This window comes from Paraburkholderia atlantica (genome assembly GCF_009362785.1).
Lineage (GTDB): Bacteria > Pseudomonadota > Gammaproteobacteria > Burkholderiales > Burkholderiaceae > Paraburkholderia > Paraburkholderia atlantica.
This window is the reverse complement of sequence record NZ_WHNQ01000022.1, coordinates 45830-59411: the sequence shown is the minus strand read 5'-3', so window position 1 is coordinate 59411 and position 13582 is coordinate 45830. Positions and strand designations below refer to the sequence as shown.

Annotated in this window: 14 protein-coding genes and 1 riboswitch; of the genes, 6 read left to right on the top strand and 8 right to left on the bottom strand. The window is 65.8% G+C overall.

The window, feature by feature from the left end; translation table 11 throughout:
- Positions 1-2: 2 nt before the first annotated feature.
- Both thiS and GCT19_RS26870 read right to left on the bottom strand, forming a co-directional pair.
- Positions 3-200 carry a sulfur carrier protein ThiS gene (gene thiS, locus GCT19_RS26875; protein WP_026225709.1) on the bottom strand — a complete coding sequence of 66 codons (198 nt, stop codon included), beginning with the start codon at positions 198-200 and terminating at the stop codon, positions 3-5.
- A 65-nt stretch (positions 201-265) separates the two neighbouring features.
- Entirely contained in the window at positions 266-1396 is a 1131-nt protein-coding gene (locus GCT19_RS26870; protein WP_018433821.1) for an FAD-dependent oxidoreductase, read from the bottom strand.
- A gap of 221 nt (positions 1397-1617) precedes the next feature.
- Positions 1618-1741, bottom strand: a riboswitch (TPP riboswitch).
- Positions 1742-2171: 430 nt separating this feature from the next.
- Between GCT19_RS26870 and GCT19_RS26865 the strand changes: the two genes are divergently transcribed.
- The 4 genes from GCT19_RS26865 (at position 2172) to GCT19_RS26850 (ending at position 6205) form a co-directional block, all read left to right on the top strand.
- Positions 2172-3923 carry an ABC transporter ATP-binding protein/permease gene (locus GCT19_RS26865; RefSeq protein WP_018433822.1) on the top strand — a complete coding sequence of 584 codons (1752 nt, stop codon included), beginning with the start codon at positions 2172-2174 and terminating at the stop codon, positions 3921-3923.
- Between the two features lie 230 nt (positions 3924-4153).
- Entirely contained in the window at positions 4154-4627 is a 474-nt protein-coding gene (locus GCT19_RS26860; protein WP_152853619.1) for a hypothetical protein, read from the top strand.
- 64 nt (positions 4628-4691) lie between these two features.
- Positions 4692-5360, top strand: coding sequence for a hypothetical protein (locus GCT19_RS26855; RefSeq protein ID WP_018433824.1), 669 nt, complete (start codon positions 4692-4694; stop codon positions 5358-5360).
- Between the two features lie 101 nt (positions 5361-5461).
- Positions 5462-6205: a response regulator gene (locus GCT19_RS26850; RefSeq protein ID WP_018433825.1), complete on the top strand. Its 744-nt coding sequence runs from the start codon at positions 5462-5464 to the stop codon at positions 6203-6205.
- An 82-nt stretch (positions 6206-6287) separates the two neighbouring features.
- Here GCT19_RS26850 and GCT19_RS26845 read toward each other — a convergent pair whose 3' ends face one another.
- The 4 genes from GCT19_RS26845 to GCT19_RS26835 all read right to left on the bottom strand — a co-directional run bounded on the left by GCT19_RS26845 (position 6288) and on the right by GCT19_RS26835 (position 8193).
- A complete protein-coding gene (locus GCT19_RS26845; protein WP_018433826.1) occupies positions 6288-6959 on the bottom strand; it encodes a flagellar basal body L-ring protein FlgH in 672 nt (223 codons plus the stop codon).
- 112 nt (positions 6960-7071) lie between these two features.
- Positions 7072-7785 (bottom strand): hypothetical protein, encoded by a 714-nt coding sequence (locus GCT19_RS26840; RefSeq protein ID WP_152853618.1) that lies wholly within the window; start codon positions 7783-7785, stop codon positions 7072-7074.
- Between the two features lie 3 nt (positions 7786-7788).
- Positions 7789-7947, bottom strand: coding sequence for a DUF6726 family protein (locus GCT19_RS42905; RefSeq protein WP_018433828.1), 159 nt, complete (start codon positions 7945-7947; stop codon positions 7789-7791).
- A gap of 54 nt (positions 7948-8001) precedes the next feature.
- Entirely contained in the window at positions 8002-8193 is a 192-nt protein-coding gene (locus GCT19_RS26835; RefSeq protein WP_026228364.1) for a hypothetical protein, read from the bottom strand.
- A 392-nt stretch (positions 8194-8585) separates the two neighbouring features.
- On the opposite strand from GCT19_RS26835, the gene GCT19_RS26830 reads away from it, so the two are divergent.
- Together GCT19_RS26830 and GCT19_RS26825 are read left to right on the top strand one after the other, a co-directional pair.
- Positions 8586-9326 (top strand): response regulator, encoded by a 741-nt coding sequence (locus GCT19_RS26830; RefSeq protein ID WP_018433830.1) that lies wholly within the window; start codon positions 8586-8588, stop codon positions 9324-9326.
- A complete protein-coding gene (locus GCT19_RS26825) occupies positions 9323-10630 on the top strand; it encodes an ATP-binding protein (RefSeq protein ID WP_152853617.1) in 1308 nt (435 codons plus the stop codon). The genes GCT19_RS26830 and GCT19_RS26825 overlap by 4 nt, the downstream gene beginning before the upstream one ends.
- Before the next feature lie 175 nt (positions 10631-10805).
- On the opposite strand, the gene GCT19_RS26820 is transcribed toward GCT19_RS26825, so the two are convergent.
- Complete coding sequence (locus tag GCT19_RS26820) at positions 10806-11681, bottom strand: tyrosine-protein phosphatase (protein ID WP_152853616.1); 876 nt, start codon at positions 11679-11681, stop codon at positions 10806-10808.
- A gap of 392 nt (positions 11682-12073) precedes the next feature.
- Complete coding sequence (locus GCT19_RS26815; RefSeq protein WP_013090725.1) at positions 12074-13543, bottom strand: glutamate synthase subunit beta; 1470 nt, start codon at positions 13541-13543, stop codon at positions 12074-12076.
- Positions 13544-13582 lie beyond the last annotated feature (39 nt).

Genomic DNA, 13582 nt, shown 5'->3' with positions numbered 1-13582 from the left:
GCTCAGCCGCCCGCGACCGGCTGCACGACGTCGAGCCGGTCGCCCGTTTGCAACGCGCGCGCCGCATGCTGCGCACGCGCGACGAAATCGCCGTTGAGCGCAACCGCGAACGGCGGACGCGCGCCAAAGGCGGCGAGCGCATCGGCGACAGTCGCGCCTTCGGGCAGCGACAACGGCTTTTGATTGATATGAATGTCCATGGTGTTCGAATACGGTTCAATCGATGGCGCCAGCGGCATCGCGCGCGGCACGTTGGCCGCTACGCTCAGGCCGGCTCGCGCGCGAAATGCTGTTGGAACAGCTCGCTCCAGCGTGCGTCGCGCCGCCAGCCGGCGAATGCGTCGGCGTCCCCGACGCGGCCGTCGAGCAGCGCGCTCGCAAAGCGTACGGCTTCGTCGGCGACTTCCGGCGCGATCATATAGCCGTGCCGATACAGGCCGTTCACGCGCAGCGTGCGCGCGCCGTCCCACAGCAGCGCGGGGCGGTGATCGGGCAAGGTCGGCCGGCACTGCGAGTTCAGCTCGAGGATGCGCGCCTCGCCAAAGCCCGGATGCACCGAGAACGCCGCGCTCAGCAACTCGAGCGCCGAACGCACGCTGACGGGCGACATGTCCTCGCCCTCCACCTCGGTCGCGCCGATCACGTAGAGGCCGTTCTGCTTCGGCGCGATATACAGCGGGTAGCGCGGATGCAGCAGCCGCACCGGGCGAGTCAGTTGCAGGTGAGGTGCATGCACGCGCGCAACTTCACCGCGGATGCCGCGCAGCGTCGGTAGCACAGGTTTCGCCCCGAGCCCGCGGCAATCGATCGTGATGCCGGCGTCGGGCAGCGACGCGTCGTCGATCGGCGTGTTCCAGTGCGTGTCGACGCCGCGCTCGGCAAGCCCCGCCGCGAGCGCGGACAGCACCTGACGGTTGTCGAGCTGCCCCTCGCGCGGCAGCAGCCAGCCCTGATTGAAGCGGCCGGCCAACGCGGGTTCGGCGGCACCGAGCTGTGCGCCCGAAAGCGCGACGAAGCCGCCGTCGAGCAACTCGGCCGGCGCGTTCGCACGCACGCGGCGCTCGAACAGCGGCGCCTCCGTGCGATCCGCGTGATGCCAGACGACGAGCGTGCCGTTGCGCTGGAAAAACACCGGCTCCGGCAGTTCGGCGAGTACGCGCGGCCAGCTTTCGAGCGAACTCGCGCCGAGCCGAGTGATCAGCAACTCGGCGCTCGCGGCTTCTGCCAGCGGCGCGAGCATCGCGGCGGCAACCCACGCGGCAGCCTGCGAGCCGGTGGCATCGCCGCGCTCGTAAAGGGCCACGCGATGCCCTTCGCCCGCGAGGCGCCACGCGACCAGGCGGCCGCACAAACCGCCACCGAGCACCGCGAAATCAGGTCGAGCGGAACGGTTCATCGCGCGCGCTCCGTTTGACTGCGGCGGGCAAAACCAATGTGGCACGACACGCCCGAGGCGGCGTGACGAAGAGAAAGATGCATGTCTGAAGAATAGGCGGTCATCGAGTCCTTTCCGTACGGCCAAAAACGCACGTACCCAGGACGAAACCGGCGGGTGAAGCCGGCCGGTCACGGCGTGTGCATGTGAGCTGCGCTCGCCGCCCGGCGGGGAATGGAAGACGGTTGCTTCCGGAAACTTCCCGCGCCGGTATTACCCGGATCGGGTGCAAAGGGTCTCTCTCAGCCTCGCCGCCCCGGCATGAAAATCATGCCGCCTGTGGGCGAAGCACCCCTGTTTCGTCGCAGGTCATTAGACCATAAAAGGCGCGGCGCCCGCAAACCAGCGGCCCGCCGTCGCTGCCGCGATTTTGATCTGGCACCGTCTAACTAGATGCCGATGCGAAGCGGCCCGGCGCTCTGGCACAATGCCGTGAACGGTGCCGCAAAAACGCGGCGTGCGCGGCGCTCGTGGCCGCATGCGCGGCGGCGGCATCCCGGCGGACGCCGGCCCCGAAAAATTAATTTTCGCTTAAGGGCGTCACGCCAGAATCGGGCGCCCGTCCGGACTCGCGTTCATCGAGCACGATGGCGCGATGCCCGGCCAGGTATTGCAGACCCGCCGCAGTCACGGCCTCGAAAAGGGCCGACTGTTAGCGGGATCGCCCGACATGGGTCAACCAGATCGGACCGTACGCCGGAATGGCACTTCGGGTTAGCACATCATCAGGACGCTCATGACACCACATACTTCCGCCAGCCCCGCGCTGCCGCCCGACGAAAAGGTCTCCGCCTGGAGCCTGATCAAGCCTTACTGGGTTTCCGAGGAACGAGGCATCGCATGGGGGCTGCTCATTACGATCATCGTGATGAACCTGATCGTCGTCTGGATCAACGTGCGCCTGAACCGCTGGAGCGCGGACTTCTACAACGCGCTGCAGCAGAAGAACGTCCACGACTTCCCGCATCTGCTGATGATTTTTACCGGACTCGCGTTCGGCTTCATCATCCTCGCCGTGTATGGACGCTATCTGCGCCAGATGCTCGGCTTCCGCTGGCGCCAGTGGCTGACCACCCGCTACCTGAACGAGTGGCTCAACGACAGCGCGTTCTACCGCATCGAGCGTGACCGCCTCGCCGACAACCCCGACCAGCGGATCAGCGACGACCTGCAGTCGTTCGCGACCACCACGCTGTCGCTGACGCTCGATCTGCTGTCGACCGTCGTCACTCTCGTGTCGTTCATCACGATCCTGTGGACGCTCGCGGGCGCGCTGAGTATTTCGCTCGGCGGCATGCCGCTGCATATCCCCGGTTATATGGTGTGGGCCGCCGCGCTGTATGCGGTGGTCGGTTCGCTGGTGATGCAGAAGGTCGGCCATCCGCTCGTGTCGATCAACTATCAGGCACAGAAGGTCGAGGCGGATTTCCGTTTCGGCCTGATCCGGCTGCGTGAGAACGCCGAGCAGATCGCGTTCTACAACGGCATGGAAACCGAGAAGACGAACGCGCGCACGCTGTTCGGCCGCATCCGCGACAACTGGTGGCAGGTGATGAAGTACACGAAGCGCCTGACCTTCGTGCTGAGCTTCTACGGCCAGATCGCGATCATTTTCCCGATCGTCGTCGCCGCGCCGCGCTACTTCGCGGGCGCGTTCACGTTCGGCGTGCTGATGCAGATTTCTAGCGCGTTCGGCACCGTCAGCGATTCGTTCTCGTGGTTCATCAACAGTTATACGAGCCTCGTCGAATGGCGCGCGACCGTGAACCGGTTGCGCGAATTCAAGCGCGTCGTGCATTCGCCGCGTCTGAAGGAATCCGTGTCGCCGGCCACGGAACACGGCGGCATCAATCTGCATTTCGTCGACAGCAACACGCTTACCACCGACAGCCTCACGCTCGCGCTGCCCAATGGCAACCCGCTGTCGCGCATCCGCGATATCGCGATCCGGCCGGGCTCGCGCTGGCTCGTGCGCGGTCCGTCGGGCGCCGGCAAGAGCACGCTGATGCGGGCGCTCGCAGGCCTGTGGCCGTTCGGCGACGGCTCGATCGACGCACCGGTCAATGCGCGCATGATGTTCATCCCGCAGGTCAGCTACATGCCGATCGGCACGCTGAAGGCGGCGCTCGCGTATCCGTCGGCGGCGGACACCTATGGCGACGACGAATGCCGCGACGCGCTCATCACCTGCCATCTGTCGGAATACGCGGACCGTCTGCAGGAAACGGGGCACTGGACCCGCGTGCTGTCGCCGGGTGAGCAGCAGCGCTTCGCCGCCGCGCGCGTGCTGCTGCACAAGCCCGACTACCTGTTCCTCGACGAAGCGACCAGCGCGCTCGACGCGGAAAACGAGGCGCGGCTCTATCGACTGTTCACCGAGCGGCTGCCGAAGGCGGCGATCGTCAGCGTCGCGCATCGCGAATCGCTTGCTGCGTTCCATGATGAAACGCTCGAAGTCGAGCGTTCGGCCGAAGCGATAGCGGCGTGAGCGACGCGCGCGGCGCTCACGTCAACTAAGCGCACGACGCCCCCCGCGTCGTGCGCAACATCCGGAAAGACACGAGAAGAGTTCGGAAGCATTTGCGAAGCGCGCAAGCTGTTCCGCGCTTTGAAAATGCCTGCGAGCAGCGACGATAGTCGTACAGGCCGCGCCATGCGACGGCCTTCGTTGACGTCAGTCACGTCGTTGATCGCAACCGCTCTCTGGACTCCTCGCCCATGTCATTCGCCCGCCGTGTTTCACTTTTGCTCCCGACTTTGCTCCCGCGCCTCGCGCTCGCCTGCGGCGCGGCGCTGCTCTTCACGAAAGCCGTCGACGCCGCGCAAACGGCCGAACCGAACCAGCCCGCCGATATCTGCGCGGCGCTGACGCAGATCGTCGACGCGAGCGATTTCCGGCAACTGCCGAACGGGACCGCCGCGCAACTGCCGGGCGTCTCCCACACCGACGATTGCCGCGCGACCCCCCACGCTTACGACTGCCACTGGCGCGCGCACTGGCAAGCCGACGGCGTCGTCAACGATCCGCTCGAAGAACTCGGCGCCGACATCGCCGCCTGCTTTCCGCGCGTCGTGCACGACGTCAACACGCCGGTGCGCCAGCATTTCGTCGTGACCACCGGCGCGCGCCGCGTGGCCGTCACCGCAAGCGTGCAAGGTCAGAACGAACTGCGACTGCGTGTGACGCGCTGAGCGCGCGGCACTCGCTGCTTTCGATGACCCAGCGAACCTTGTGACCGGGATCGGGCGCCGCCTCATGACCTCGCCGCCGACCGTGCGCGCGCCAGAGGCATCCAGGCCTTCGAGCCTGAGTCCGGTCGCCTCGCTGATATCCCGGCGTCGCTGCGCCCTCGCCGCCTTCGCTGCGACGCTGACACTCACGCTAGACGGCTGCGCATGGACGCTGATCCAGGCCGCCGACGCCACCGGCTCGGTGATCCAGGCCGGCTACGCGATCGCGTCGAACTACTCGTCGCCGACCTTCGTCAACGGCCGGCCCGCGGATGTGCAGCACGTGTGCATCGAAGTGAACCCGACGGTATCGGTCGGCGATTTCGTGCCTGCGCTGCAGCTCGCGCTCGAGCGGCGCGGTATTCGTTCGGACGTCTACAATCCGGGCACCTCGCCGGCCGGCTGCGAGGCGCGGCTCGTCTATAACGCCGCGATCGACTATGGGCGCCGCTCGTTCAGCGACGAATCGATCCAGTACCTGTCGATCATCGATCTGACGCTGATCCAGAGCGGCCGCATTCTGGTCACCGCGCGCTATCAGACCGGCGGCCTGAACACCGACCGCTTCTCGTCGGCCTCGGTGAAGCTCGGCGGGTTGATCGAGCGGATGGTCGTCGATCGGACCGATTTTGCGCGTCAAGAGCAGCAACAGCAGACCCTGCAAACCTCTCAGGCCTTCCCGCCAAGCCACTGAGTACCCGCGGCTCTTCCGTCGCTTGCAGCGCCTTACACGGGAAAGGATTGGAAAGCGGCATGCGCTTTGCGCAGCGCGTGCGCCTCACTAAGATGACCTGAATGAACCAGACCATCCTGATCGTCGATGACGATCCCGTCGTACGCGAGCTCGTCAGCGAATATCTGCACGGGCGCGGCTTCAACGTCTCCAGCCTCGAAAATGGCTTGGCGTTGCAGCGCAGATTGCAGCAGGAGCGTCCCGCGCTCGTCGTGCTCGACATCATGATGCCGGAGCTCGATGGCATCAGCGCACTACGCGCGCTGCGCGTCGCCGGCGACGACATTCCCGTGATTCTGTTGACCGCGCGAGCCGATCCGATCGATCGCGTGATCGGCCTCGAACTCGGCGCCGACGACTACCTCGGCAAGCCGTTCGAACCGAGCGAGCTCGTCGCGCGGATTCGCACCGTGCTGAGGCGTCGCGGCTCGATCGCGCCGGGCGCGCCCGAGCAACGTGCGCCCTATCATTTCGGCCGCTTCGAAGTGAACTTCCCCGCGCGCGAACTGCGCCGCGACGGCGAACGCATCACGCTGCGTTCGAGCGAATTCGCGATGCTCAAGGTGTTCGTCACGCACGCGATGACCGTGCTCACACGCGCGCAACTGCTCGAAAAACTGCATGGCAATAGCGAGGCGCATCGCAATCGCAGTCTCGACGTATCGATCTGGCGCTTGCGTCGGCTGATCGAAGTGGACCCGTCGGAACCGCGCTACGTGCAGACTGTGTGGGGACGCGGTTATGTGTTCGTGCCGGACGGCGAGATCGGCGCGGCCGAACGCGGGCTCGCGCCGCCGCTCGGCTAGCGGTGCGAGTCGATCTGATCGGGGCCGGTTGATATGACCTGCGTGTCGCGCATAGCGCGCACCGCGCTGATGCGGCGGACGGTCAAAACGTCAGCACACTCAGAAACATCCGCTGTAGCCAGCCCATCGTCGTCGCATCGTTGACCATGCCGAAGCCCGCCTGCTCGATGCGCGCGTTCGCGACCTTGCTCGACGCAACGTAATTGCCTGCTTCGATATCCTTGGGATTGACGATGCCCGACAACCGAAGACGGTCACGGGTACCGCTCATCGCGATCACCTTCTCGCCCGACACGACGAGATTGCCGCCCGACACCGTGCCGATCACGGTCACGGCGAGCGTGCCCGTCATGTCGCTAATGTCGCTCAGACGGCCCTGCCCTTTGTAGTCGGTGCTCGCCGAGCCGATGTTGAACAGTTTGGCAAGCCGCGCCGCGGCGCTCGTCGATTGGTCCGCGGCGGTGGCGGTGATGCTGCTCGCCCGGTTCGCCGATGCGCTCGCGCTGTTGCTGCCGCTATACGATTCCGACAGCCGGATCGTCAGCACGTCGCCGATGTGCTGCGCGCGCGGCGTCTCATACAGCAGCAGCGGCGCTCCGGCCTGATAGATCGCGCCTTGCGTGTTGACGTTCAATGGCGCGGACGCGAGCGGCGGCGCCATCGGCGTTTCGACGATCGACCGGGTCTGCGTGCTCGAACAGGCCGCGAGACAGCTCGCGGCGCCGAGCACGAAGGTGAGACGTAGCGCGGTCATGCTGGCTCCGTGGCGAGAAAGATGAAATCGAGTTGAAACGAGGCGGCGCTAGCCGGCACCAGCCGCTTTCGGCAATGGGCTCATACCGATGGTCAGGCTTGCCGGGCAATCATCAGCCCGCGCCGGTGCCGCTCGCCTGCCACTGCCGCACGACCGCTTTCATCCACGCATCCGAGCCCTTCAGCAGATACGTGAGCGTGCCATTGCGGCTGCCCGGCAGGAAGCACAGCGTGATCGAACTGACCGCGTTCTCCCATACGTACATCGGCATCGCGCCCGGCGCCGCCGCGTTGCGTGTCGCGTGACGCGGCGGCCCATAACGATCCTCGAGCGCGTCGCGCAGAACCTCGGCGGTCAGCTCGTCGATCAAGAACGACATCTCGTAAAGACGCAGCGCGCCTTGCCCGTCGATGCGCGTGAAGCGCATCACGTGTTCGAGCGCCGGCGCGCCATCGACTACCGCCTGCGACACCGCCCAGCGCCCATCATCGCGGTGCGCCCAGCGGCACGCGACGCTCAGGCTATCGTGCGACTTCAACCGCATGCCGAGCGCACCTGCCTGCACGTCGGTCTCGCAAATCGGCACGCTGCCGACCGGCGTTGCGCGTACGGTCGAGCCCGCGCGGAATTCGTCGATCGTGATGCCTAGCGCGACGCCGCGAAATGAAAACGGCGCGTCCGGCGAGCGCCGGCGCGTGTCGGCGACGACGCCATTCGATGCCGCGCTGGCCGCCTTCGGACTGCGCGCGACAGGCTGCGCATGCGCGGCGCACGACAGCACACCGCCGAGCAGCATCAATGCACCAACCATCCGGGTGAGCGTCATGATTCAATCGATCGCGGAAGCGCACATGTCGAAAGGCGTCGCCGCCGCATGGCCGACGACCGGCAGCACTTTCAGGGTCGCCGCCGTGACCCGGCACGGCAGCGCCGCGGCGCCGCAGCCGCCGAGCGGCAACAGCAGCACGCCGGCAACGAGCCACGCCACGGCGCGACGCCGATGCTCAGTAGTTCTGGAGAGCGGCACGTGGACCTCGCCGGTTCACGCCGTCGTGTTGACCAGATGGCCGATGAGCCCCGTCCCCGGCGCAGGCAGTGCAGGCTGCGCGAGCGCGCTGCTTTGCTGCGATTTCGCCGCTGCGCCGGTGGGGCTCGAACTGGTGGACTTCGCCGTGGCCGGCGTCTTCGCCAGCGTGGAGAAAGGCGTGGAACTGAGCGTGTTGTGGATCGTCATGATGAACCTCGCGAAGGCGCGCATTGCGCGCTGTTGTCGGTTGAATGCCGCGCGCCGTCGTCCGAGGCAGCGGACCTCGTTCGGCGTGCGGCGCGACGTGCTGCGGAACGAATCATCGCGCCGCGCAAGTGCCAACGATGGGCGAAGCAAAGCACGCTTTCGCGCGGTTGTTACGACTCGTTCCGTGGGCTTGCGAGGGCTTTCGAGTGCTTGCCAAGCGTTGTCATCGCGTGGCGGTCGTTGCGGAGAACAGGATCAGGCAGTGCTAAAGTAGGCGCGGAACCTTCGCTGATCCGCCCCGGCGCGAGCCCGCCAGCGCCACGCGGCACACAGTAAGCGTTGGTAAGGAAATGCGCGGTCGCGCGTCGGGCGCGCCAGTCTAGAATTTCGCCATGAATCCACAGGTCCTTATCGTCGACGACGATCCGGTCGTACGCGATCTGCTTTGCAAGTTTCTGCAGTCGAACGGCTTCGATGCGTCCGTGCTGCATGACGGCACCCACTTGCAGCGTCGTCTCGAGCGTGAGCGGCCGTCGGTCGTCGTGCTCGACATCATGATGCCGAACACCGACGGCCTGCGCGCGCTCACCGCGTTGCGCGCCGCCGGCGACGACATCCCGGTGATCTTCGTGACCGCGCGCGGAACCGTGGCCGATCGCATCGTCGGTCTGTCGCTCGGCGCGGACGACTACTTGACCAAACCATTCGATCCGCGCGAACTGCTGGTGCGCATCCAGACAGTGCTGCGCCGGCGCGGGCCGTCCACCACGAGCGCGCCAGAAGCACGCAAGCGCTATCGCTTCGGTCCGTTCGAACTGGACTTCGCGACGCGCTCGCTGAGCCGCGACGACGCCAAGCTGCCGCTGCGCGACAGCGAATTCGCCCTGCTGAAGATCTTCGTCAACAACCCGTACAAGGTGCTGTCGCGCGTGCTGATTCACGATCTCGTGCATCGCGACGACCTTGCGTTCCGCGACCGCAGCCTCGACGTGCCGATCTGGCGCCTGCGCCGCGTGATCGAGGACGACCCGTCGAACCCGTGCTACGTGCAAACGGTGCGCGGCAAGGGTTACGTGTTCGTGCCCGACGCCAACGGCACCCCCTTCGAGCACGGGGCCGCCCCGAGCGCATGAGAAATCTGCTGAACACGCTGTTCGGCAGAATGGCGTTGCTGTCGGCGGCGGTGCTGTTCACGATTCAGGCGAGCTGGTTCGTGCTGGTGACGATGCAGCCGCCGCGCCATGAAATCGACGGCTTCGCGCGCGGCATTCTGCTCGTGCTGCAGGCGATCAACGGCGAGCCGATCAAGGGCACCGCGCTCGCGCCGGCGATGCGCGTGCATCTGGTACCCACCTGGAACATGCCGACCAGCGTGCATCTGCGCGAGCCGCACGAGCATATGCTGGTCGAGTTGAGCCGGCATCTGCGCGAGAACCTGCCGGCCGGCACGCAGATCGCCGTCGACGATCTGCGTCCGCCGCAACTGTGGGTGCTGGTTCCGGGCAAGTCGAACTGGGTCGTCGTGCCGGTCGATGTTCCGCCGCCGCCGCGCTTTCTGATCGAATCGGTATCGATGCTGGCCGCCGGGCTGATCCTGTCGTTGTTCGCGGTATGGCAGATGCAACGGCCGTTGTTGCGCGTGGCCGATGCGTCTCGCGCGTTCGGCTCAGGCGGCCGGCCCGAACCCGTGCCGGTGCAGGGCCCGCGCGAACTGCGCGATCTGATCGGCTCGTTCAACGACATGATGCGGCGCCTGAACGAAGCCGGCGACGATCAGGCGGTGATGCTCGCCGGCGTCGCGCACGATCTGAAGGCCCCGCTCACGCGCCTGAAGTTGCGCGCAAGCGTGCTGGTCGACGAAAACGAACGCGCTGGCCTGATCCGCGACGTCGATTCGCTGACCAATATCGTCCAGCAGTTCCTCGAATTCGCTGGCCAATCGGCGGACGCTGGACCGCCTGTAGAAGTCGACGAATTCTTGCGGGAGCAGTTTTCCTCAGGCGATTTCGCGGAAGCCACTGAAACCGCCGAAGCCGCGGACCCCGCCGAGACCCCGCTCTTCGCACTCGACTTGCGCGCCGGCCCCTCGTTTACGCTGCCGCGCACGCTGCTCGACCGGCTCGTGACGAATCTCGTCGACAACGCGCTCGAACACGGCATGCCGCCGGTGGAAATCTCGACCGCGTGCAACGACGGTCATTGGACCATCAGCGTGCGCGATCACGGCCCAGGCATTCCCGACGACCGTATCGCCGCAGCGATGAAGCCGTTCGTGCGGCTCGACGCCGCGCGCGGCGGCGAAGGTCATTGCGGCCTCGGTCTAGCGATCGTCGCGCGGCTCGCGCACCATCGCGGCGGACGCTGCCTCGTGCGCAATCATGCGCGGGGCGGGCTCGACGTACGGATCGAATTGCCGGTGGACCCGGCGCTGACGTGAGGATGCTCGCAGGTAAGGGGACGCGGACCGAGGCACTTACCCGTCCTTACCGCATCGGCTGTCGCGCGGGTTGCGGCCTTATAGTCGCTCCCGGCAACCTCGATGCCGCCCTTCTCCGTCCGCCCGCACCTCTGGGGCGGATTTTTTTGCGCTATCGCCCGGCCAGCGAAGCGCGTCAGTGCACGAGCCGATTGCGCAGCGCGTCGACCGTCGCCGTGGAAAGACCGAGGCCTTGCGTCAAATAGCTCGCCATCGTGCCGTAGCTCGCCTGTACCTGGTCGAATCCCGCCTGCAGATAATTTTCATCGACGTCGAACAACGGCGCTCTCGCCGCCGCGATGGCCGCGCCTTCCTGTGCGCGCAGCGTGGTAGTTTGCGCAGCGATCGATGGCGCGAGATAGACGTTGCTCAGCAGGTAGTCCTGCATGATCACGTCGAGCGGAACGTTGGCGATGCTGAGCAGCAGCGCCGCGACCCAGCCCGCGCGGTCCTTGCCCGCACTCGAGTGGAATAGCTGCGCGCCCGTGCCGTTGGCAAGCGCGCCGAGCAACTCGCCGTAGGCGGCTCGCTGCGGGCCGCCCGTCACATACGCGCGCGCCTGCTCCTGCATGAACGCAACGGCGTCGACGGGCGAATCGACCGGGGGTGTGACGAAGTCGTTCGTGCCGAGCACATTCAGCGCGGCGGATGTCGCGCCGCTCGGCAGCACGTCGGCGATGCGAGCGATTTCGGCGGGCGTGCGCAGGTCGTAGACCGACACGATGCCGAGCTTGTCGAGCGTCGCCGCGTCCGTGCCGCTCAGCGTCAGCGCATTCGCGCGAAAGAACACGCCGCGCCGCATCTGCTTGCCGTCGACGGTCAGATAGCCGGCACCCGCGCCGCCGACATCGCGGAAATTGCTGACCGACACGAGTCGCGGCGTAGCCGGCTGCTCGGCTTCGAGACTGCCGCCGCACGCGGACAGCAGCGTGCTGCCGAAACCCGCGGCCAGCATCGCACCGGCCGAGCCCCTCAGAAAGCGTCGCCGCGCCGCCGACGTTTCGCCGGGCATGCCGCGCTCCACGGGCACGGTCGTGCTCGTAAGGGTGCGGAAAGGCGAACGGTTTTTCGCGGTGACGGGCATCGGGGGCGACGGGTTATAGGAGGATCGAGTGCGCAGCCGGGCTGCAAACGCAGTTTAACGTTGACCAATAAGTTTTGCGTTACATCGTAGGGGTTAGTAAGAAAAAAGAGGGCCGGGTGCGCGCCAACAAAATGCCGCGGGACGCTCGGGCGCTATCGCAAATGAGGCGGACATGACGCACTGCGACGAAGCAAAAAGAAAACCGGGCTCCCCCTTTCAGGCGAGCCCGGTTTCTTTCTTACTGCATCGCTTTACCGCTACAGGTGCCCTTCATGGGGCACCTTGTCGTCTCCACGTCTTCCTGCAAATTGAAGAGACGCTTAACGCGGCAGTTCCGAATGACCCATCAGGAATGCATCGACCGAACGTGCGCACTGACGGCCCTCGCGGATCGCCCACACCACGAGCGACTGGCCGCGACGCATGTCTCCCGCCGTGAACACCTTGTCCACCGACGTGTAGTACGCCTTTTCACCCTCGGTCGTGGCGCGCACGTTGCCACGCGCATCCTTGTCGACGCCGAACGCTTCGAGCACCGGCGAAACCGGCTGCGTGAAGCCCATCGCGAGCAGCACGAGGTCCGCCTTCATTTCGAATTCGGAGTTCGGCACTTCGACCATCTTGCCGTCCTTCCATTCGACGCGTGCGGCGATCAGCTTCTCGACCTTGCCGTTCTTGCCTTCGAGGCGCTTGGTCGCGACCGCCCAATCGCGCTCGCAGCCTTCCTCGTGCGACGACGACGTGCGCAGCTTGATCGGCCAGTACGGCCACACGAGCGGCTTGTTCTCTTCTTCCGGCGGCTGCGGCAGCAGTTCGAACTGCGTGACGCTCTTTGCGCCATGACGGTTCGACGTACCCACGCAGTCCGAACCGGTATCGCCACCGCCGATTACGACGACGTGCTTGCCCTTCGCGACCAGCTGGTTCGGCACCTTGTCGCCGGCATTGACCTTGTTCTGCTGCGGCAGGAACTCCATCGCGTAGTACACGCCTTCGAGCTCGCGGCCCGGCACCGGCAGATCGCGCGGCGTTTCCGAACCCCCGGCGATCACGACCGCGTCGAACTGTTCGTTCAGCTCGGCCGGCGTGATGGTTTCCTTCGCGGTGTTGCCGATGTGCGCCGGCAGCGAGTCCGGCTTGCCGATGAACACGTTGGTGCGGAACGTCACGCCTTCGGCTTCCATCTGGCGCATGCGGCGGTCGATCTGCCACTTCTCCAGCTTGAAGTCGGGGATGCCATAACGCAGCAGACCGCCGATCCGGTCGTTCTTCTCGAACACGGTCACGTCATGACCGGCGCGCGCGAGCTGCTGAGCAGCCGCGAGACCCGCGGGTCCCGAGCCGACCACGGCGACTTTCTTGCCGGTCTTGTGCTTCGGCGTTTGCGGCGCGACCCAGCCTTCGGCCCAGGCCTTGTCGATGATCGCGTGCTCGATCGACTTGATGCCGACCGGGTCGTCATTGATGCCGAGCGTGCACGCCGCTTCGCACGGCGCCGGGCAGATGCGGCCCGTGAACTCGGGGAAGTTGTTGGTCGAATGCAGCACTTCGATCGCGTTCTTCCAGTCCTGACGGAACACCAGGTCGTTGAAGTCCGGGATGATGTTGTTGACCGGGCAGCCGTTGTTGCAGAACGGAATGCCGCAGTCCATGCAACGTGCGCCTTGAATCTTCGCTTCGTCGTCGGTCAGCGCCGCGACGAATTCCTTGTAGTGCTTCACACGCGTGAGCGGAGCCTCGTACGTCTCGTGGCGACGTTCGAACTCGAGAAAACCGGTTGCCTTGCCCATGTGGTTCTCTTCTCTATCTGTATCTAGGGGTAATCTGGA